The sequence below is a fragment of the Kribbella sp. NPDC048915 genome, from assembly GCF_040649595.1.
Taxonomy (GTDB): domain Bacteria; phylum Actinomycetota; class Actinomycetes; order Propionibacteriales; family Kribbellaceae; genus Kribbella.
The window spans coordinates 1-21,364 of record NZ_JBEZFT010000025.1 but is presented as its reverse complement, the minus strand read 5'-3'; the positions used below and the strand labels follow the sequence as shown (position 1 = coordinate 21,364).

The window sequence follows — 21,364 nt, the reverse complement described above, 5'->3', positions numbered from 1 at the left end:
CTCAGGAATGCAGGGTTGGGCGGTAGCTGAGTTCCTGGGTGTTGCCGTCCAGGGTGCGGGCTTCCAGGAGTTCGAGGTCGAAGTCTTCGGCGTTGGCGAAGATCGGGTCTTCACCGGTCTTGCCGTTGATGACCGGGAAGATTGTCACCTGAACGCGGTCCACCAGGCCGGCGGCCAGGAGGGCTCGGTTGAGCGCCAGGCTGCCGTGGGAGCGCAGCGGTACGTCGGATTCCTCCTTCAGCCGCGCGACGATCTCGACTGCGTCACCGCTCGCAATGGTCGTGTTCGGCCAGGCCAGCCGGCCCTTCAAAGTTCTCGACACGACCGTCGTCGGGAGGTTGTGCATCCGGGCGACCCATCCGTCGAGCACCTCGTCGTGCGCCTTGCTCGTCGCGATCGCCTGCACGAACCCTTGGTACGTCGTCGCGCCGAACACCATCCGCGCCGGCTCGTCGTACAACCGGGCCCGCCGCTCGAGCAACTCGGGTCCCTGCTTACCCCAGTAACCACCCCAGTCCCCACTGTGCGCCCCGAACCCGTCCAGGCTGGCGAACACGTCGAACGTGTAGGTAGCAGTCATCACGCACACTCCTCAGGTACGGCGACCACGCTCTGCGGCCACTCACCCCTGCGACGAAAACCGCCCACCCGATCCGACACCTCAGTCGCATCCGAACGCGTCCGATGCCTCCGAGGCGCCCAAGGCGCCCGAGGCGCCCGAGCCGTTCTGCACTCTCGCCGCGCACTCCGTCCGCCCCTGACCTCGCGAACCCTCCAGTTCGATGGGCAACCCCTCAACTGCAGGGTTGCCAACTGAAAATTTGAGTTGGCAACCCCCCATTTGAGTAGGCCACCACGCAAGCACTCGCCGCGCCCGACCCGGCGGCGACCCTCGACCGGCCGGCTGATGACCGGCTGTAGGAGGCTCAGCGGAAGTCGCGGGACTTGGTGCGGGCGGCCAAGGGCAGGTGTTCGAGGTGTTCGGCGGAGAGGTTGGTGACTTCGCCGGCGCGTTCCACGCGGCCGCGGATGATCAGGGCGGCGGCGTTGCGGGCGACGGCGGCGTGGCGGTGCCAGCAGCCGACGGTGACGACGATGTTCGCCATACCGGTCTCGTCCTCGATGTTCATGAACGTGACCCCGGACGCGGTCGCTGGCCGCTGCCGGTGGGTGACCACGCCGGCGACCCGGACGCGAGCGCCGTCCGGTGCCTTGCGCAGCTCGGCCGCGGACAGGATGCCCTCGGCGCGGAGGCGTTCGCGGACGCGCTGCATCGGATGGCTCGTGGTGGTGATCGACGTGGACCACAGGTCGGCCATGTCGGCCTCGATGTCGCTCATCCCAGGCAGCATCGGCGGTGGACCGGCTGCGGTGATCCCGGCCAGTTGGCCGGGCCGTTCCTCGGCAGCCCGGCCCGCCTCCCACAACGCCTGCCGGCGATCGAGACCGAAGCAGTCGAACGCACCCGCGGTCGCCAGCGCCTCGACCTGCGCCGCTGTGATCCCGGTCCGCCGGACCAGGTCGGCCATGTCGGCGAACGGCCCGCCCCGCTCCCGCTCCTCGACGATCAGCTTCGCGCCCTTCTCCCCCACGGTTCGCACCTCGGACAGCCCGAGCCGTACGGCGAACGCGCCGTCACGCCGGTGCAGTGTCGTGTCGAACGGCGCCTTCGGATCGAACGGACCGACCAGCGGCTGCGGGTCCGCGAGACATTCCGGCATCCCGGTCGGCCCGGTCAGCTCCTGCCCTTCGACCAGCAGCTCGAGCCCCGCATCGACACCGGACAGGTGCAGATGGGGGCGCCGTACCTCGACACCGTGCCGCCGGGCGTCGGCGACCAGCGACTGCGGCGAGTAGAACCCCATCGGCTGTGACCGGAGCAGCGCCGCCAGGAACGCGGCCGGGTAGTGCAGCCGCAGCCAGGTGCTCGAGTAGACCAGCAGCGCGAAGCTGATCGAGTGCGACTCGGCGAACCCGAAGTTCGCGAACGCCTCGATCTTGGCGTAGATCTCGTCGGCCAGCTCCCCGGTGATCCCGTTGCGCGCCATCCCGGCGTACAACTTCTCCTGCAACGACGAGATCTTCTCGATCCCGCGCTTGGACCCCATCGCGCGGCGCAGCAGGTCGGCCTCGTCGCCGTCGATCTCGCCGACCGCCATCGCCATCTGCATCAGCTGCTCCTGGAACAGCGGGACGCCCATGGTCCGCTCCAGCACCGGCCGCAGCTTCGGGTGCAGGTACGTGACCGGCTCTTCGCCGGTTCGGCGGCGGATGTACGGGTGGACGGCGCCGCCCTGGATCGGACCGGGCCGGATCAACGCGATCTCGGTGACCAGGTCGTAGAACCGCCGCGGTTTCAGCCGTGGCAGCGTCGCCATCTGCGCGCGGGACTCGACCTGGAACACGCCCACCGAGTCCGCGTGACACAGCTGGTCGTAGACCCCTGCCTCCTCGCGTGGAATGGTGTGCAGCTCCCACGACTCACCGATCCGCTCGCGGACCAGATCCAGGCAGTGCCGCAGCGCGGCGAGCATGCCGAGCCCGAGCAGGTCGAACTTCACCAGCCCCATCCAGGCGCAGTCGTCCTTGTCCCACTGCAGCACGGTCCGGTTCTCCATCCGGGCGTGCTCGATCGGCACCACCTCTCCGACCGGCCGCTCGGTCAGCACCATCCCGCCGGAGTGGATCCCGAGGTGCCGCGGGAACTTCAGCAACTCGGTCGCCAGCTCCACCACCGGCGGCGGGATGTCGTGATCGGTCGAGGTGATCTCGGGGCTCCACCCGTCCACCTGTTTCGACCAGGCGTCCTGCTGGCCGACCGAGTACCCGAGGGCCTTGGCCATGTCGCGGACCGCGGACTTCGGGCGGTACGAGATCACGTTCGCCACCTGGGCGGCGTTGCGCCGGCCGTACTTCTTGTAGACGTGCTGGATCACCTCCTCGCGGCGGCCGGAGTCGAAGTCGACGTCGATGTCCGGCTCCTCCGCGCGAGTGCTGGCCAGGAACCGCTCGAACGGCAGGTTGTAGAGGATCGAGTCCACCGCGGTGATGCCGAGTGCGTAGCAGACCGCGGAGTTCGCCGCCGATCCCCGGCCCTGGCAGAGAATCCCGTTCTCGTGCGCGAACCGGACGATGTCCTCGACGATCAGGAAGTACCCCGGGAAACCCTTCTCCTCGATGACGTCGAGCTCCCGCTGCAGCCGCTCGTACGCATCCGGGCGCTCCGCCCGTGTCCCGTACCGCTTCGCAGCACCGCGGAACGTCAGCTCCCGCAGCCACGACATCGGAGTGTGCCCGTCCGGTACGTCGCGCAACGGCAACCGGGGCTTCGCCCGCGCGAGGTCGAACGCCAACTGGTCCGCCAGCGTCACCGACCGCGCCACCGCTCCGTCGTACCGCCGGAAACGGGCAGCCATCTCGGCACCGGACCGCAGGAACGCCATCCCGCTCGACGGCAGCCAGCCATCCATCGAATCCAGGTCGCGCCGCGCCCGTACGGCGGCCAGCGCCGACGCGAGCTTGTGCTGCGCCGGGGTCGCGTAGTGAACGTTGTTCGTGGCAACGATCGGGAGGCCGCGGTCGGCGGCCAGGTCGGCGAGGATCCGGTTCCGCGTGGTGTCGGCCGGGAGATGGTAGTCCATCAACTCGACGACCACCCGGTCCTTGCCGAACAGCGCGGTCAACCGGTCCAGCTCACGCCCGGCCGCGACCGGGCCGTCGGCCTGCCCGCCGAGCTCGAGCGCCTGCCGGACCAGCCCCTTCCGGCAGCCGGTCAGGATCACCCAGTGGTCCTTCCCGACGGCGGCCAACTGCTCCAGCTCGTAGACCGGCTTCCCCTTCTCGCCGCCTTTCAGCTGCGCCTCGGTGATCTCGCCGGCGAGCCGGTGGTACCCCTCCTGCCCTTCCGCCAGCGCCAGCAGATGGCTGCCCTCCGGATCGGCGACGCCGTTCTGCGGGCCGGTCAAACCCAGCGACAGCTCCGCCCCGAAGACAGTCGGCAGCGAGTACGCCGCCGCGGCCTCGGCGAACCGCGCCGCGCCGTAGAACCCGTCGTGATCGGTCAGCGCCAGCGCGTGCAGCCCTTGCCGTACGGCGGTCGCGACCAGGTCCTCGGGCTGCGAGGCGCCGTCCAGGAAGGAGAAGTTCGAGTGGACGTGCAGCTCGGCGTACGGCACCGCATGGTCCGGCCGCTCGACCGGCTCCGGAACATACGGCCCCCGATGCTGCGACCAGGCAGGACTGTCCCCACCGTCAGCTGTGACCGGGCGCCCACCATGGCTCCCCGGCCGCACCCGATCCGACAGCCGCCGCTCCAACTCCGACCACTTGATCGGCGGATTGTTGTAACCCACCCACCCATATTAGAACATTTGTTCGATGCCACTCAACGATTGCTGTCAGGGGTTTACGCGGGGAAGGCTTTCCAGTGGCCTTCGGAGATGACCTTGACGGCGGCGTTGGCGACCTGGATGGCGGACTGGTCGTCCAGGGCGTAGGCGGGGTTCGGGATGGTGGTGGCCCAGCGTTCGGCGTCGGCGAGGGTGTTCTCGGGCATGTCCTCGTGGTCCAGGTGGGGGAAGATCGAGAAGTCGACGACGCCCAGGGTGCAGTCGTCCTTGGCGGCCGGCCAGCTGACGAAGTCCTGGCCGATGCGTGGTGTCATCACCATGCTGCCGGCGCTGATGCCGACCCAGACGGTGTCGGGGAGCGTCGGGATGAGGTCCGACAGGCCTGACTCGCGCATCCAGTGGTACAGGTACGTCGCGTCGCCGCCGTCCGCGAGCAGTACGTCGGCTTCGCGGACCCACGGCACCCACCGCTCCGGGCCGATGCTGGGCAGTGCGGTGAGCTCGAGGACGCCGAGGGACGCCCACCCAAGGCTGGTCATCGAGTTCCATGGCGGCGTACCGGCGACGAAGTTGCGGACCGTTGCCGGCCCGAGCATCGGATGGCCCCACTGCGCCGTCGGGATGCAGAGCGCGCGGGACTCGGCGATCGGCTTGCCCAGCAGCTCGACCAGCGCATCGCGGATGCTGTCGTTGGTTATGCCTCCAGATGTGAGCAGCAGCTTCACAACGCCTCCCAGGTGGTGTGCGACAGAGTCTTGTCACATCGGCAACGAACGCTACGTCCCGCTTCCGACAACCCCTGCCGAAGACGGGTCTTCGGCTCCGCGGCTATCCGGCCGGCGGCTCAGGGGTGTCGCGCAAGCTTCTGCGGCCGTAGGCCTTGGTGCCTTGAACGACGATGGTCAGCAGGACGACCAGGAGGACAGCGCCGGCGATCGGGACAATGTCGACGGGGAGCGTGTACGCCATCACGATGCGCGCGGCGGAGTCGATGAGAAAGGCGAGGGCCCACCACACCGTCATCTGCTTCCACAGCCGACGGAATCGCGGTTCGTCGTCCCACTTCCGGCGCCACTCCGCCGCCTGGTCGGGCGGCATGACGGCCAGCGTCGCGGTGAAGATCACCGGATGCGGGCGGAACAGGCTGCAGAGGATCCAGAGGCCGACGATCGCGGTCAGATAGCTCTCGCGGGCGAGCAGCAGTCGGGGGTCGCCGGTGAGCAGACCGACCAGCGTCCCGGCCACCAGGATCGAGAGCGAGAAGAGTGACACCTGGCTGACCTCTCGGCGGCGAACCATCACGTAGGCCAACCGGACGAGGGACGCGGCACCACCGACGACCAACGCCAGCCAAGCCGATGCTCCAGCCGCCCGCAGACCGTAGTACACCGCCAACGGCAGACCGGCGTCGAGCGCCAGCCCCGCGAAGAACGCGGCCTTGCCCCGACGGCGATCCACCTCGTCCGACTCGCGGACCGCGGTCTGATCAACAGCATCGTTCATCGGGCTACCTCCAAGGTACGGGCCGCGATCGTCAGGAGAGTTTCGGTCAAGGCGGCTTGGTCGAAGTCCGGGTCGGCGGCGCTACGTGCGGCGACTGTGTCGATCACCGAGCGGATGATGACGGCCATCGCGGAGGGGTCGACGGCGGCGAAGTCGCCGCGCTGAATGCCGTCGCGGATCAAACCCTCGAGATGCGCGGTCACCGGGTCCGGGCCTTTCGGAGCGAACTCCAGCGAACCGTCGGTACTGCGCAGGTTCCCCAGCACCTCCATCGCAGCCCGAACGTGACGACGATTCTGGGCGACGAACGCCAGGTTCGAGGTGATATACCCGTGCAGGATCCGCCAGCTGACCGAACTCCCCGCCGCCTCGGCGCCTGCATCCGGCGAACCGGCCTCCACCGCGACGGTGAGGCTTGGATCAAGGCTGGTTGCTGCGGCGATCTGCCGGCCGGCGCGTTCGTAGAGCTCCGTGACGACCTGCTTGAGCAGCGCATCCTTGGTCGGGAAGTGGTAGGTCACCACCCCTTTGCTGACACCGGCACGCCGGGCGACCTCGCCGATCGACGTACCCGCGAAGCCGACCGCGCACAGCGCGTCCACAGCGCAGTCGACCAACTGCCCGCGCCGAGCTGAGGCAGCCAGCGACAGGTCCCGATTAGTACGCACGTACTAACGGTAGCACGATCGTACTAATGAGCACTCGAGGAGTCGGGCACCACTCCCAGAAGGGCCGGCAGGTACTACCGTTCAGGCATGTTGACCGGGGTAGGCGAAGGGGTGTTCGCGCATCAGAGCGAGTTGTTGCGCAACAACAGCGTGGTGGTTCAGGGGCGGGCCGGGGTATTGGTGGTCGACCCTGGGATCACCGAGGGCGAGCTGAGTTGTCTGGTCAACGACGTGCGCACCTTGGGGCAGCCTGTGGTGGCTGGGTTTGCCACGCATCCGGACTGGGATCATGCGCTCTGGCATCCCGACCTCGGCGAGGCGCCGCGGTACGGGACCGCGGCCGCTGTGACCTTTCTGCAGGAGTTGCTGTCGGCGGACGACTGGAAGGCGCAGCTCGCCGAAGGGCTGCCGCCGGAGATCGCGGACGAGACCCCGCTGGATCTCTTCGGCCTCCTCACCCCGGTGGGCGGCGACACCCTCCCCTGGGACGGCCCGGACATCCGGATCGTCGAGCATCCCGCACACTCGACCGGGCACGCCGCACTGGTCATCGAGGACAGCGGCGTTCTCGTCGCAGGCGACATGTTGTCGGACGTCCTGGTCCCCTTCCCGGACCCCGGAGCCGCGGATCCGCTCGGCGACTACCTGGCCGGGCTGCAGGCGCTGGAGGACGTCGCGGACAGCGTCGAAACGGTCGTCCCCGGCCACGGCTCGGTCGGTCGCGGCGCCGACATCCGGGCCCGGATCGACCTGGACCGGGCGTACGTCGAAACCCTGCGCGCCGGCCGCGCCCCCGAAGACCCGCGGCTCAGCCCGGACGCCACCTTCGGCGACTGGTTGCCAGGGCTCGCCGAGTGGCACCTCGAGCAGTTCGGCGGCAAGAGCCGGTAATTGAATGGATGGCACCAGGCGCCGGTTGGTACCGTGCGGATGTCCGTGACCCGATCGCAGGAGGTGATGCCCCCATGAACGCAGCAGCGCTGTGGGTGCTCCCCCTCTCGTGGTCACGGGCGGGCGATTGACGTAGGTGTCGTCGGGAGCACCGCGAGAAGCTCCCGAAAGGAAACACCTGTGAACACTCTGCCCACCGGTCCGGGCGTCGGCGCGGTGACGATCACCCGCGTCGCGGACCACCACTGGCACGCGATCGAGAACGATCTCGTCGTCGGCCGTGGTCACACGACGCGGCGCCTCGACGGCCGCACCTTCGTCAGCATCGACACCTGGCGCGACGACGTCTTCGACCACCTCGCCACCGCTGTCCGGCGAGATCACCGAAGCCCACTGCACACCGTGGTCGACGAAACCGACCACGACCTCACCGCGCAATGGATCCGCGCGGGATTCCGCGTCCATCGCATCGAAGCGGAGTACGTCGTCCCGACCGCGACGACCCGCACCCCCGCGCCGCCCGGCGTTCAGATCGTCACCGACCCCGACGGGGTCGAGCTGCGCGCCCTGGACGAGGCGATCCGCGCCGAGATCGCCGCCGCCGTCGGCTGGCACACGATGCCGGCCGAGATCCTGCCGTGGCAGGGCGGCACCCACCCGATCGAACCGGCCGGCCACACGGTCGCGATCCGCGACGGCCGGTACGTCGGCCTGATCCGGCTCGCCACCCGCACGCGCCGTGCCCGCATCGGCCTGATCGCCGTACGCACCACAGAGCGACGCCGAGGTATCGGCCGCGCACTCCTCACCCATGCGCTCGACCGCCTGCACCGTGAAGGATTCGAGGCCGCGACGGCAGAGGTCGACGAGACCAACACCGCCGGCATCGCGCTGCTCCGAGGCGCCGAACGCACCGGCCGCGCGCTCGAACTGATCAGCGGGAGGGCCTGAACCATGCCCAGAGCAGCAGGCGGTATCGAGGTCGAGGGCATCGTCGTCGAGTGCCTCCGCAACGCCACCTTCCGGGTCGAACTCGCCAACGGCCACAAGGTCCTGGCGCACATCAGCGGCAAGATCCGGAAGAACTACATCAAGATCCTCCCCGAGGACCGCGTCCTGGTCGAACTCAGCCCCTACGACCTGACCCGAGGCCGCATCATCTTCCGCTACCGCAGCTGACATCATCGCGCACGACATCGCACACACCTCCCGTCCCGATCAAGACTAGAACATCTGTTCGATGAGGCGTTAATCTGAAAACATGCTTGGTCGGTTCACGGTTCGGCCGTCCGACGACGGATCTGGGTTCGGCGTCTGGGACGGTGCGGTCAACGGGTGGCGTGCGACAGGTTCTGAGCGGGATTGCATCTGACCCGGCTTACAGCACGCGTGACACATCGGAGAATTCGCAGGTCAGGGCCTTCATGATGCCAGCTCGCTGACGCTGGGCGGACTGTTGACAGGGAGGCCCGTAACGGATTCAACGATGATGCGTTGAATGCATCATGGGTGAAGTGGACCTACCGGGCGCGGCGCATCTGGTGCTGGCCGATGGGGTTGTGCACCTGGATCCGGCCGAGGCTGTGTGTTCGAGGCGATGCTGGAGGGATGGGCGCGGCAGCAGCGGACCCGGTTCTTGAACGTAGAGGGCACGATCAAGCCGCGGTTGACGTTGGTGCGGCGGTTCGCGGAGTTCACCGGCGAGTACCCGTGGCGGTGGCGTGCCGAGGATGTCGAGGCGTTCATCGATCAGGTGCGGGCGCGGCGGCGTGAGCAGGGCCGGGGGTTCGCGGTGTCGACGGCGCGGAACTATCAGAACGGGTTGCGGCTGTTCGGTGAGTACGTCACGGATGCCCGGTATGGGTGGCCGGCGCGGTGTGTGGAGTTGTTCGGTGAGGCGCCGGCGCAGATCTTGCACGAGTGGAACACGGTCACCCATACCAGTGACTACGAGGGCAGTGCTGGGCGTCGGCCGTTGACGTACGACGAGGTGCAGGTGTTGTTCGACGCGGCCGACGGCCGTGTCGAACAGATCCGGTCGCGGCGCCGCAAGGGAGCGTTGGCGGCGATGCGGGACGCGGCGATCTTGAAGACGGTGTATGCGTTCGGGTTGCGCCGGCAGGAGGCGACGATGCTGGACCTGGCGGATCTGCGGCACAACCCGAAAGCTCCTGGTTTTGGGCGGTTCGGTGGTTTGTTCGTCCGTCACGGCAAGGCATCGAGAGGCGGTACGCCGAAGCGGCGGACGGTGCTGACGGTGCCGGAGTTCGACTGGGTGGTGGAGGTGCTGGACCAGTACGTGGCCGAGGTTCGGCCGTTGTTCTCGCCGGGCCAGCATCCGGCGTTGTGGGTGACGGAGAAGCGGGGCCGGATCTCCCGGCGGCGGCTGGATGAGGCGTTCGAGACGGTCAGGGCCGACGCGGGGCTGCCGGGCGAGCTCGACCTGCACTGCCTGCGGCATTCGTATGTCACGCACTTGATCGAGTTCGACTACCCGGAGCGGTTCGTGCAGGACCAGGTCGGCCACTCCTATGCCTCCACGACCGCGATCTATTCGGGTGTGTCGGACGAGTACCGCAACCGGCTGCTGCAGCGCGCGTTGAAGGCTCGTCACGCCGACCTGTGGGAGGACCGTTCGTGATCAAGAAGATGGGGATCCAGTGGCGGCTGCGTCACCTGATGGCCGCCCGCGACCTGTTCCAGACCACCGATCTGGTGCCGTTGCTGGCAGAACGCGGGATCCACTTGTCCCGCGAGCAGGTGTTTCGGCTGGTGACCCAGCCGCCGCAGCGCTTGTCGATGGACACCCTCGCAGCGTTGTGCGACATTCTCGACTGCACCCCGAACGACCTGATCGAGGTCGACGTCGTCAACACCGAGGTCCGCAAGACCGCCGGCCAACCAGAGCAGACGACAGGGCCGGCGCCTGCGGTGCGCCGTACGACGATCCGCCGGCCTGATTTGCCGTGACCAGGCCGAGCTTCGACCGGGATGCAGCACGGGACAGGGTGGTCGACCGGCTGGTGCAGTGCCTGCCCGGGCTGACTGCCGAGCAAGCCGCAAACGCGCTCAAGTCGGCGGGCTGCGATACCCCACGGCGGCTGAAGACGCTGGACCTGCACCTCACCGAATCCTCGCGGGCGCTACTGGCAGCGTCGTCCCAGGTCCCGGTCGCGCTGGTCAAGCTGACGCATACCTTGCACAGTCAGGGCAGGCATGACGTCGCGCTGCCGATCTGTGCCGGGTGCAACGAGGCCAGGCCGAGGATGAATTCGGTCGACGGCACGGGCGGTCGGTTGTGCGAGCGGTGCGCGCGTGCCCGGGGCAGTAAGCGGACTTGTGCGTCGTGCGGCCGGCTTGAGCGCGTGGTGGTGCGTCGGCCTGAGTGCGGGATTTGCGACCGCTGCTACCAGGCCGATACCTCCAAGCACGAACCCTGTGCTGTGTGTGGCCGCACTCTCCGCGTCGCCCGACGTCTCGAGGATGGCTCCGGCCTGTGCCAGACCTGCCGACCGAAACCCACCTGTGTGTGCTCTGGCTGCGGTGACAGGGCTCCGGCCAAGGCCATCGGCACCGAAGGGCCGGTCTGTGAGGTCTGCTACCGCTACCCTCAGCGCCTCTGCGGTGGATGCGGACGGACCAGGCGGATCTATCGCCGCGCGACCGCGGACTCCCCGGATCTGTGCGGCTGCTGCTACAAGGGAGCCGAGGGTACCTGCACGGTCTGTGGCCGGATCCGGCTCTGCCGCCGCAACCGTGCGACCGGCGGCCTCGTCTGCAGCGGTTGCCGCCCTGAGCCCCAGCGGCTGTGCAGTTTCTGCAACCGGATCGGCCGCCTCCGCGCGATTTGGCCGGCCGGGCCGGTCTGCCGAGGCTGCTACCAGACCGTTCGCCGCAATCCAGCCCTCTGCGCGGATTGCTCGACGCGCGATGTCCTGATCGGCAAGAACCCCGCCGGCAACCCGATCTGCGGAGGCTGCGCCGGAGTCGAGACCGACTACAGCTGCCGTACCTGCGGACAGCCCGGAGACCTCTACGCCACCGGCACTTGTGACCGCTGTGTCCTCAAGGAACGCATCGTCGACCTCCTTGCCGGCCCCGAGGGCACCATCGATCCCCGCCTGGAGCGACTGCACGAAGCGTTGCAGGCTGTCCCGAGGCCCAGATCGACACTTGTGTGGATGAGGAGGTGCCCTGCCGCGCGGCTTCTGGTCGAGCTCGCGCAGCAGCCTGACCTGATCAGTCACGACTACCTCGACCAGTCCCCGCACACCCGGGCCGCCCACTACCTGCGCGGGATCCTCGTACGCACCGGCGTCTTGCCCGAACGCGACGAGCACCTCGAGCGGATCGGCCCCTGGGCGGACCGGCTGCTGACCGAGCAGCCACAGCATGCCCACCTTATTCGGCCCTTCACTCACTGGTTCCTGCTCCCGCGGGCCCGCCGCCGAGCACGCCGCCGTCGGTTCACCACCTACTCGGCAGAGACACCCCGCGCCCAGGTGCTGGCAGCGCTGAACCTGCTCAACTGGATCCACGACCACGACACCACCCTGGACAGCATCGACCAGCACGACATCGACCAGTGGCTCACCACCGGACCACCGAGCCGCTACGAAGCAGCTCTGTTCCTGCGCTGGGCCACCAGCCGCCACCTCACCGCAGCTCCACTCGTCATCCCCACCAGGCGAACCAAGACCCCGGGACCATTCCTCGACCCCGACCAACAGACCAGTCAACTGGACCGGTGCATCCACGACACCGCTCTGCCGCTCGATGTCCGCGTCGCTGGCGCGCTGCTCCTGCTGTTAGGGGTGCCGACGTCACGCATCACCACCCTCACCACCGACGACATCTCCACCGAAGACGACACCGTCAGCAACAACGCCCAGCGAGACACCCGACTCTGCCTGACACTCGGGGACACCCCTCTCCAACTGCCGCCAGCACTCGCCAGGCTCATCCTGCGACTACTCGACGAGCGACACGACCCGGCGGCCGTCAGCCACGGCGTCACTCAGGTCACCAGTCCCACTCCGTACCTTCTTCCCGGCACGATCGCCGGCCAGCCCCGCAGCCCCTCCGCACTCACCAGAAAACTCAACCGGCACGGCATCACCGCGTTCGCCGCCCGCAACTCCGCCCGCCGTGCCCTCGCCGAACAGCTCCCCGCATCCGTTCTCGCCGACCTGCTCGACATCAACATCTCCACCGCCATCAGCTGGGCCCGCCAAACCAAGACCGACTGGACCAGCTACGGTGCCGAACGATGACCTGGCCCGCATCGCAAGCCAGCATCGCGGACAAGTTGAAGCGACTAGAACAGAGTTTCGAATATAGGTTATCGTGGTGGCATGTTCGGACGGTTCACAGTGCGGCCAGACGACCAGGCCGAAGGGTGCTATGGCATTTGGGATGGCGCCGTCAACGGCTGGCGCGCCCACGGTCTCCAAGATGAGCTGATCGCAGCCGAGAAGGCAGTCGAGCTGGAGATGCAGTACGACGCCCACGGCCCGCGCCCCGCGGACGCGGTGAGACTCCTTCCCGCCCCGCGACCGGTGCGCCGCGCTGCCTGGTCCGACGGCCAGATCGAGGCCTGGGTCCGCGATACAGGAACCGGCGCCTGGTACGCCAAGTTCCGCGATCCCGCCGGCCGGGTCAGCCTCGTCCTGGGAAACGACGTCCGCCCGATCAAGGGCGCGTCCTGACGACGAGTCGACACCCGCAGTCCACTGGCATCTTCCCGGCAACCAGGCGGCAGACCGTCGTCTCGCTGCAACGTCCATCGTCCATCTGACAACTTCGTCCCGGTGAACGCCCCGGCGGGTGTCAACTGCTCGATGCGAAGTTGCATCTTGCTGCAATTCCGGTAACGCCCGGATCCCTGCACGCGATGTAGCCGATGCTGGCCCGGCACGGTGACCCGCCTAGTTGCCGGTGCTTGTCCTGGGGTCGGCGTGAGGCGGAGGTTAGTCATGTCTCGTTCTCGTCGTGCCCGCCGGCAGCTCGTGCGGTTGGTGGCGGTGGTGGTGTCGTTCGCGTTGCTGGTGACCGGCCTCGAGGCGCAGCAGTTGGCCGCTGCAGCGCCGGCTGCGGATCCGAAGCCTTCGGCTGCGAAGGTGGCTTCGCGACCGGATTTGGTGTCGGCGGTGGTGACGGCGCGGTCGCAGGGCTCGAAGGTCGAGGTCGAGTCGCTGCGGTCGGAGACTTCGACGACGTGGGCCAATCCCGACGGGACGATGACGACCGAGGCGCACGCCGCGCCGATCCGGTTCCGGAACGCGTCCGGTGCCTGGGAGCAGGTCGACCTCACGCTGGCCAGAGCCGCGGACGGGACGGTCGCCCCGAGGGGTCACCAGTTCGGGCTACGGCTGGGGAAGCGGAACGCCGCGGCGGGCGGTCTGTTCGCGTCCGCAACTGCCGGCGCCGGCCGCCTGGTGGAGTGGCTGGCCCCGTGGAAGCTGCCCGAACCGACCCTGGACGGGACGAAGGCGACCTACGCCGAGGTCCAACCGGGGATCGACCTGAGGCTCGATGCGCGCCGCTCGGGGTTCGAGACCGACTTCATCGTCAAGCAGCGCCCGGCCGACGGTACTGCGCCGGTGTGGCGGATCCCGCTGCGCACCAAGGGCCTTACCGGGCGGCAGCTCGAGGACGGGACGATCGAGTTCGTCGACGCGAAGAACGTCGTGCAGTCGCGGATCCCGGTGGGACAGATGTGGGACGCGGTCACCGACGAACACACCAAGATGCCGGTGAACACCGCACCGGTCGCGATGTCGCTGGAGCAGGTCTCGGCGGGGCGGGCGACACTGGTGATCGCTCCGGACGCGAAGTGGTTCCTGGACCCGGCGCGAGTTTTCCCGGTAACGGTCGACCCGACATACGCCAATGTTGCTGTGCTGCCGACGTTCGACACGTTCGTGCAGTCCGGCTGGCCCAACGACTTGTCGACCACGACGGATCTGCGGGTCGGAAAGAACGGCACGACGACGGAACGGTCGTTCCTGAACTTCGCGGGCTCGGCGTTCCACGGCAAGGACGTCGTCTCGGCATACCTGTCGCTGATGCAGTGGGGTGCCACGACCTGCACCGCCACGACGATGAGCCTGCACGCCTCCCTGCCGGCCTCGACCGCGACCCGTTGGACCAACATGCCGGTCACGAGCTCCACGGTGTGGGGTTCAGTGTCGGCGGCGAAGGGCTTCTCCAGTGCCTGCCCGGCCGATCGGGTGTATGTGGACATGACCGGGCTGGCGCAGTACTGGTCCGGCCAGACCGACGCCACCGTGGCGGTGATGCTGAAGGCCGCGAACGAGACCGACGCGAACGCGTGGAAGCGGTTCTACTCATCCGAGGGGCCGGCCGATCCGTACATTTCGCTGACCTGGAACCGGCCGCCGAACGCGCCAGCGACAGTCGAGACACCGTATGCGGCTGCCTATGCGGCGCCCGGTGAGTCGACGTCGCACATGTACTCGGCGACACTGCGGCCATGGGTGCGGACCAAGGCGACCGACCCGGATGGCAACACGGTGAAATACGTGTTCGAGTTCATGACAGGTTCGGACACGGTTGTCGGTACGTGCACGTCGTCGGTGTACGCGAGCGGGACGACGGCCGGCTGCCGCCCAGCCGCCGATCTCCCGGACAACACGCTGCTGTATATCCGGGCGAAGGCGAACGACGGCCGCAAGGATGGCCCGTGGACGAGCTATCAAACACGGCTGCGGATCGGCGCCGCGATCCCGGCCGCACCGCAGATCTCGTGCCCGAGCCCGTACGTGATCAACTCCTGGCAAGACAACCCGCCAGCGACTGATGTGCAGTGCACGGTGACCGCGACCGGCACCGGCTACAACGCTCCCGGCTACATCCGGCTCACGGTCGACGGCGAGCCAGTGGCCACGAACTTCACCGGCGGCGCACCGGGCCAGGTCAAGATCACCCCGTCCAGCGACCCCGCGATCGCCAAGACCACGGTCACCATCAGCAAGGACACCGCGGGCCTGCACCGGATCACCGCGACAGCCGACACCCCGGCCGGCAACCCGTCGCCGTCCAGTTCGTACAGCTTCGGATGGGGTGGATCGGCGATGACCTCGCCGACCGCCGAGCCGCGGGTCACGACAGCGAACACGATCCGTGTCACCGCGTCGGGACCACCGAAGGGCCAGTCCGCGACGGTCACCGCCAAGGTGAGGTGGCGGACGTCCGGGTACGGCGGCAGCGCCTACGACACGGTCGGCTGGACCGAAGACGCCACCGAGCTCCCGGTGACCGACAACGGCAGCGCCGGCGTGTCGGTGAACACGGTGTGGGACACCATGAAGGCCAAGATCGACACCTATCTGGACTCCGACCCGAACCTTGCGGACATCCAACCGACCACGTTGAACGACCGGATCCCGGTCAAGCTGGATATCCAGGTCTGCTTCACCTACGCCTCATCCAGCCAATGCACCTGGTCCCAGACCCCCGGTACCACCGTGCAGCGGGTACCGCACGCGTTCGGCAACGGGTTCCCGACCTCCGAGGCGGGTCCCGGGCAGGTGGCGCTGTGGACGGGCGAGTTCAACCTGTCCGCCACCGATGTCTCGGTGCCGGGTTACACCGGGGACCTGTCGATCTCGCGTTCACACATGACGTACGAGACCCCGACTGACCAGATCAACGGTGCGTTCGGTCAGGGTTGGACCGCGCAGTTCGACGGCGCGGACGCCGGTGCTGCGGGTATGCAGGTCATCGACCAGACGAAGGTCGACGGCACGTTGGTGCTGCTCGACGGCGACGGTACCACGCGGATCTACGAATCCCCGTCCGGCGAACGCCGGACGACCGCCACCTACGAAGCCGGGGCCTGGACCCCGGTCGACGAGGACACCGCACTCGACGGGGCTAGACTCACCATCTCCGGAACAGGCACGTCGACAGTCGTGTCATATGTCGAGCCTGACGCGACAGTGACCACCTGGTCTCCGGCGGCTGCGCCGGTCGCGAATGCCGCGACGCTGTTCCGTGCTGACGGGATCTCCGAGCCGGGTGTTGCAGGGAAGACGACGTTCTCCTACGACGGCAACGGCCGGATCGTGCGCATCCTCGCCCCGCCCGCGCCGGGCGTGAGTTGCGGCGCCTACGTGTCAGGAAGTCCGCTGAGCGGCATGGCCCCCGGCTGCCGCGCCCTGCACTTCGACTACACCACCATTGGTGCATCCCGGGTCCGGCTCAGCGCCGCCTGGCTGGACATCTACAACCCAGACAGGCTGGTCAACGGCGTGCCATCGCCCGGGATGGAATCCGTCCAGGTCGCCGCCTACACCTACGACGCGAACGCTCTGCTGACCAAGGTCACCGACCCCCGGTCGGGCTTGTCGACCGAGTACACCTACAACGCCAGCAACCACCTGACGTCGATCAAGCCCGCCGGGCAGGTGCCGTACCAGGTCAACTACGTCACCGTCGACAGCCGCGAGAAACTCGACACCGTCACCCGCGCCCGCCCGGCCGGTGACCCGACCGGCGGCACCGCCACTCTCGGCAAGTATGTCTACGACGTCCCGCTGTCCGGCTCCGGACTGCCCGACCTCACGGAGGCGTCGGTAGCGCGGTGGAACCAGAAAGCGGTCCCAACCAACGGGTTCGCCGTCTTCGGTTCTGACCACCCGTTGAGCGGCGCCCCGACGGCGGCTGATTGGCAACACGCCGATCTGTACTACACCGACGCCGCGGGCTACACCGTCAACACTGCCAGCCACGGCGCCGGGGCCTGGCAGTACACCTCGACGGACTACAACGACCAAGGAAACGTTGTACGCGAACTGGACCAACGTGCCCTGCGCGCTGTCATCGACAATTCGCTACCGGCTGGCGCGACCGTCGACCAGCTCGCCACAGTCACGGTCTACAACTCCGATATCAAGAACGTCGCCGGCGACACCGTGCTCACCGTGGCCGGCACCTTGGTCACCGATACCTACGGTCCAGCCAGATTCGCGGTGCTGAGGGATGGAACAGTCAAATGGGTTCGCCCACGCACACATACCGAGTACGACCAGAGTGCACCCAACGGTGGCGTCAACCCTGCGACGTCACTGCCATACCGGCTGGAAACCAGCGAGAAGGGCACCGTCTTCGATCCCGGCACGGGTCAGGATCTCGAGACGATCGCCGGCTCCATCACCGACTACACCGCACCGTCGGCTGGCGATCCTGACGGTTGGGCTCTGGGGCTTGAGAGCCGATCTGTCACCGATCTGGACCTCAACGGCACGATCAGCGGCGGTGACCAGGTCCACCTGCAGCGCTACGACGCTGAAGGTCGACCAGTCGAATCCCGGCAGGCGAACTCGGCTGCCGGCACCGGAAACGACGCGGGCACCACGAAGACCGCCTACTACACCACGGCCGCGAACACAGCCTTCCCTGAATGCGGCGGCAAACCGCAATGGGCAGGCATGCCGTGCAAGTCGTATCCGGGTGGCGCGCCAGTCTCCGCTGCGGGACAGCCTGCTACGCCGACGCTTCCAACGACCACAACTGCCGGATACAACTACCTACTCGCCCCGACGATGGTCACCGAGACATCGGGCGCTGTGACCCGTACGACAACCATCGCCTACCTAACTGACGGGCGGATCAAGCGCAGTACGACTACTACCAGCGGCCTGACCGCTCCAGCCCCGACGACCAACAAGGAAACCACCTACGACACGTCGACCGGGCTGGCGACCGTTGCGACGGCGCTCAACCCTGACGGCACCACGGCCGGCAGCATCACGACGGGCTACGACAGCTGGGGCCGCGAGGTCAGCTACCAGCCGTCTGGCGAGACCGCAACCACCACGACCTACGACGCCGCCGGAAACATCGCGCAGGTTATCGACGGCAACGGCACCACCACCTACACCTACGCGGGTACCGACGCGAACGGCGTCGCCGAAGCCCGGCGAGTCGTGACGAAGGTCGATGTCACCACAGCTGGGGGTACGTGGACATCGAAGGCCGCCTACGACGCCGGAGGCGCGATGGTGGTCCAACAACTGCCTGGTGGCATCGCCCAGAACACGCGCTATGACCACGCCGGTGTCGCCATCGGACTCGAATACAACGGCACTGTCACCACCACCAACCCCGACGGCTCCACCACCGTCGATCCGAACGGCAAATGGCTGGCCTGGTCTCTCGACACCGACGTCAACGGCCGCCTCGCCCGCGAGTGGACACCCGACGGCGCGGCATTCACAGCCTCAGGTGGCGTCGGCGACGCATCGCCATACGACCGCGCCTACTCTTACGACCCGGCCGGCCGGCTTACCCAGGTCAAGGACCGCACCGGCACGTCAGGCACCGACATCCTCGACCCGACGCAGGCCGCTTGCGTCACCCGCACCTACGGGTTTGACGCCAACGACAACCGGTTGACCAAGGCCACAGCCAGCTCCGACGCCACCGGGACCTGCACGAGCAACGGCGGGACGACCACAACACGTGCTTTCGACAGCGCCGACCGACCAACATCTGGCAGCAACGGCCAAGGCAACTACGCCTATGACCTCTTCGGTCGCACGCTCACGATCCCCGCGGCGGACAGTCCACGACCCGAGCACGGCGACGTCACCCTCACCTACTTCGACAACGACCTCGCCAAGACCATCACCCAGGGCGGAACGACAACCAGCTACACCCTGGACGCGCTCGACCGCCGCGCGACCGAAACCACGACCACCAGCGGCGGATCCGTCGTACTCACCCGGCACTACACCGACGCCTCCGACAACCCCACCTGGGTCACACAAGGATCCGCAACACGCCGGTACACCGAACTCGTCGGAGGAGATCTCTCCCTCACCGTTGATCAGACTGGCGCCGGCCAGCTGACCATCGCCAACGAACACGGCGACGTCGTCACAACGGCCGACCTAACTGGATCGGCCACGACCGCGACAGCCATCAGCGGCTGGAACAACTACGACGAATACGGAACGCCCGCGCCGACCAACAACGTCTCCACAGGCCCAGTCCAGTATGGCTGGCTCGGCGCACACCAGCGCGCTACCTCCGGCACCGACCTGCTCCTCATGGGCGCCCGCCTCTACAACTCCGCGACAGGCCTGTTCACGTCCACGGATCCGATCCCCGGCGGCAACACCAACGACTACACCTACCCCACCGACCCGATCAACCAATTCGACCTCGACGGGCGAATGCTCCACCGCGATCGGCTCGGTCGCTCTCGCGGAGTCGACTACGGCGGATACTCGAGCCGACGGTCAGACATGGCTCCCAGGCAGCCTGCCACCCGAGCCGGCATACCGACGGCATCCGGCGGCTACCGCTACAGCCTCCGCCACCACAACAACGTCATGGACCGGCTCGAGAAGAGCAACCGCAGCAAGCGGATCCAGGCCAAAGGCAAGAAGGGCATGGCGTCTGCCCGGGTCACCCAGAACACGAAGCGCATCTGGGTAGGCAAGAAGTACTACGTTCCGGACTACAGGCGCCCTGGAGTTATCGGAGAAGTCAAGCATTATAGGGTTGGACGCAAGCTCTCGTACACTCGGCAACTCAGGGCAATGGCGCAATGGGCGCGCAACAATGGCCGCGTGTTCGAACTGAAAGTCAACTGGGGCGTCCGCCTGAGTGGCCCGTTGAAGGACGCGATCAGACGAGGGGATATCAAACTAATACGCTATTCAGTTCGGTAAACGGCCTGTGACAGGCGATTCACCTTCAAGGAGCCTCCTATTAGTCAGCATGAACTTCTCTATACGACTGCAGAGCGTTCACTCGCAGTTGCGCTGGGAGTCGACCTCGATGAGGGGGAGCACTTCGGCGACGACCGTGTTGTGACCGCGGATGAACCGATGCTTGAACGCTGCCAGCAGGTGGTCAATTCACGCCCGGACCCGATGGTTCTGGTCGCACTCATCGGCGCATTACGTGGGTCGTATCACCGGAAGGCAGTGCATGGGTTGGTTGAGGAGATGGCGCGACAGAGCGTGTCGTCCTGGCGCGCCGGGGACCGCGGGATCGCCTCCCGTGACTTGGCTCGCGAAGCTCCACAGGCGTTCGCGTACGGAGCACGGGAGGCGGACGCTGAATTCGTTCTTGAGATGTGGGACGAGGCCGAATTCACAGCCGAAGGAGAATATGCGGAAGACTTCCGTGCGTATTGGTCGCTCGCTGCTGAGAAGATCAAAGACCCGCGGGTGGCGGACTTCGCACGAGGCCTGCTCCAAGCAGATCTCGGCAACTGGAGCGACAATCGACTTCTCGGCGCTATGCGCGTCATCAGCAAGGCATGGAAGGCTGGTGATGAAGACATGTTTCAGCGTGTCGCGCTTGAGCACCCTGATGCTGAGATGCGACGTGACGCCATGCGCATCCTGAAACGACATAGCGCCGTTTAGGGACTCTTCACGATCGACGGTGGTAGCTGCAGCACGCCCGAGCTCGCGAGAGATGAGCAGGCCCGTGAACCTGGTGCTCCGCTCACCTTGGGTTGGCACCGACGCAGCAGAGCACCGACCCCAGCCGCACCCCGGCGACGAGCCCATCCAATCAGGGAATACGACACAGTTGGAATAAGTCATCTGCGCCGGTAGATCGGCGACGAGGGGCAGGCTCGCGAGCTCGCCGCCGATCTCGACGTGCAGTACGACGCCCACGGTCCTCGGGCGGCGGACGCCGTCCGGCACGTCGACCCCGCCCAGCCCGTGCAGCGGGCGACCTGGGCGACCGGCGAGCTGGACGTCTGGATCCGCGACAACGGCGTCTGGCTCGGCCGGTTTCGGGACAAGGAGGGCAAGATCAGCTGGGTCCCGGGCACCGACCTCCGCCCACTCTGAAGCCCAGGCTCTGCACAACGGGCGCTTGTGACTGAAGCCCAGGCTCAGCGCGGCTCCCGCGGCCGCCCGTCCGAGGGTTCGGCCGGCGGTGGGTTCGGGTTGCCGA

The 21,364-nt window shown here is 67.3% G+C and carries 15 protein-coding genes; 10 read left to right on the top strand and 5 right to left on the bottom strand.

Features of this window, described 5'->3' with window-relative positions; genetic code table 11:
• Nucleotide 1 precedes the first annotated feature (1 nt).
• From AB0B82_RS15745 to AB0B82_RS15725, 5 genes are all read right to left on the bottom strand, one after another.
• Nucleotides 2–580, bottom strand: coding sequence for a dihydrofolate reductase family protein (locus tag AB0B82_RS15745; protein WP_360167746.1), 579 nt, complete (start codon nucleotides 578–580; stop codon nucleotides 2–4).
• A gap of 346 nt (nucleotides 581–926) precedes the next feature.
• The gene (locus AB0B82_RS15740) at nucleotides 927–4,352 is read right to left on the bottom strand and encodes an error-prone DNA polymerase (protein ID WP_360167743.1); all 3,426 of its coding nucleotides are present in this window, start codon (nucleotides 4,350–4,352) and stop codon (nucleotides 927–929) included.
• A gap of 53 nt (nucleotides 4,353–4,405) precedes the next feature.
• Nucleotides 4,406–5,074, bottom strand: a complete 669-nt coding sequence (locus tag AB0B82_RS15735) for a Type 1 glutamine amidotransferase-like domain-containing protein (RefSeq protein WP_360167740.1) — start codon at nucleotides 5,072–5,074, stop codon at nucleotides 4,406–4,408.
• Nucleotides 5,075–5,177: 103 nt separating this feature from the next.
• Entirely contained in the window at nucleotides 5,178–5,852 is a 675-nt protein-coding gene (locus AB0B82_RS15730; RefSeq protein ID WP_360167737.1) for a VC0807 family protein, read from the bottom strand.
• Nucleotides 5,849–6,520 carry a TetR/AcrR family transcriptional regulator gene (locus AB0B82_RS15725; protein ID WP_360167734.1) on the bottom strand — a complete coding sequence of 224 codons (672 nt, stop codon included), beginning with the start codon at nucleotides 6,518–6,520 and terminating at the stop codon, nucleotides 5,849–5,851. The genes AB0B82_RS15730 and AB0B82_RS15725 overlap by 4 nt, the downstream gene beginning before the upstream one ends.
• A gap of 87 nt (nucleotides 6,521–6,607) precedes the next feature.
• Here AB0B82_RS15725 and AB0B82_RS15720 point away from each other — a divergent pair, with 87 nt between their 5' ends.
• The 10 genes from AB0B82_RS15720 to AB0B82_RS15675 all read left to right on the top strand — a co-directional run bounded on the left by AB0B82_RS15720 (nucleotide 6,608) and on the right by AB0B82_RS15675 (nucleotide 21,258).
• Nucleotides 6,608–7,411 (top strand): MBL fold metallo-hydrolase, encoded by an 804-nt coding sequence (locus AB0B82_RS15720; RefSeq protein WP_360167731.1) that lies wholly within the window; start codon nucleotides 6,608–6,610, stop codon nucleotides 7,409–7,411.
• A 180-nt stretch (nucleotides 7,412–7,591) separates the two neighbouring features.
• A complete protein-coding gene (locus tag AB0B82_RS15715; protein ID WP_360167728.1) occupies nucleotides 7,592–8,362 on the top strand; it encodes a GNAT family N-acetyltransferase in 771 nt (256 codons plus the stop codon).
• A 3-nt stretch (nucleotides 8,363–8,365) separates the two neighbouring features.
• Nucleotides 8,366–8,590, top strand: a complete 225-nt coding sequence (gene infA / locus AB0B82_RS15710) for a translation initiation factor IF-1 (protein WP_360167725.1) — start codon at nucleotides 8,366–8,368, stop codon at nucleotides 8,588–8,590.
• A 418-nt stretch (nucleotides 8,591–9,008) separates the two neighbouring features.
• The gene (locus tag AB0B82_RS15705; protein ID WP_360167722.1) at nucleotides 9,009–10,052 is read left to right on the top strand and encodes a tyrosine-type recombinase/integrase; all 1,044 of its coding nucleotides are present in this window, start codon (nucleotides 9,009–9,011) and stop codon (nucleotides 10,050–10,052) included.
• Nucleotides 10,049–10,381, top strand: a complete 333-nt coding sequence (locus AB0B82_RS15700) for a helix-turn-helix transcriptional regulator (protein WP_360167719.1) — start codon at nucleotides 10,049–10,051, stop codon at nucleotides 10,379–10,381. Before AB0B82_RS15705 ends, AB0B82_RS15700 begins: the two co-directional genes overlap by 4 nt.
• A gap of 38 nt (nucleotides 10,382–10,419) precedes the next feature.
• A complete protein-coding gene (locus AB0B82_RS15695; protein ID WP_360167716.1) occupies nucleotides 10,420–12,684 on the top strand; it encodes a hypothetical protein in 2,265 nt (754 codons plus the stop codon).
• A gap of 81 nt (nucleotides 12,685–12,765) precedes the next feature.
• Nucleotides 12,766–13,119 (top strand): hypothetical protein, encoded by a 354-nt coding sequence (locus tag AB0B82_RS15690; RefSeq protein WP_360167713.1) that lies wholly within the window; start codon nucleotides 12,766–12,768, stop codon nucleotides 13,117–13,119.
• Between the two features lie 267 nt (nucleotides 13,120–13,386).
• Nucleotides 13,387–20,115 carry an RHS repeat-associated core domain-containing protein gene (locus AB0B82_RS15685; RefSeq protein ID WP_360167710.1) on the top strand — a complete coding sequence of 2,243 codons (6,729 nt, stop codon included), beginning with the start codon at nucleotides 13,387–13,389 and terminating at the stop codon, nucleotides 20,113–20,115.
• Between the two features lie 141 nt (nucleotides 20,116–20,256).
• Nucleotides 20,257–20,820, top strand: coding sequence for a hypothetical protein (locus AB0B82_RS15680; protein ID WP_360167707.1), 564 nt, complete (start codon nucleotides 20,257–20,259; stop codon nucleotides 20,818–20,820).
• A gap of 240 nt (nucleotides 20,821–21,060) precedes the next feature.
• Nucleotides 21,061–21,258 carry a hypothetical protein gene (locus AB0B82_RS15675; RefSeq protein ID WP_360167704.1) on the top strand — a complete coding sequence of 66 codons (198 nt, stop codon included), beginning with the start codon at nucleotides 21,061–21,063 and terminating at the stop codon, nucleotides 21,256–21,258.
• Nucleotides 21,259–21,364: the final 106 nt, after the last annotated feature.

Bases quoted from the DNA above. Each gene is read 5' to 3' on its own strand.
- AB0B82_RS15745 (WP_360167746.1), bottom strand. From the start codon at position 580: ATGACTGCTACCTACACGTTCGACGTGTTCGCCAGCCTGGACGGGTTC.
- AB0B82_RS15730 (WP_360167737.1), bottom strand. From the start codon at position 5,852: ATGAACGATGCTGTTGATCAGACCGCGGTCCGCGAGTCGGACGAGGTG.
- AB0B82_RS15720 (WP_360167731.1), top strand. From the start codon at position 6,608: ATGTTGACCGGGGTAGGCGAAGGGGTGTTCGCGCATCAGAGCGAGTTG.
- infA (WP_360167725.1), top strand. From the start codon at position 8,366: ATGCCCAGAGCAGCAGGCGGTATCGAGGTCGAGGGCATCGTCGTCGAG.
- AB0B82_RS15705 (WP_360167722.1), top strand. From the start codon at position 9,009: ATGCTGGAGGGATGGGCGCGGCAGCAGCGGACCCGGTTCTTGAACGTA.
- AB0B82_RS15690 (WP_360167713.1), top strand. From the start codon at position 12,766: ATGTTCGGACGGTTCACAGTGCGGCCAGACGACCAGGCCGAAGGGTGC.
- AB0B82_RS15685 (WP_360167710.1), top strand. From the start codon at position 13,387: ATGTCTCGTTCTCGTCGTGCCCGCCGGCAGCTCGTGCGGTTGGTGGCG.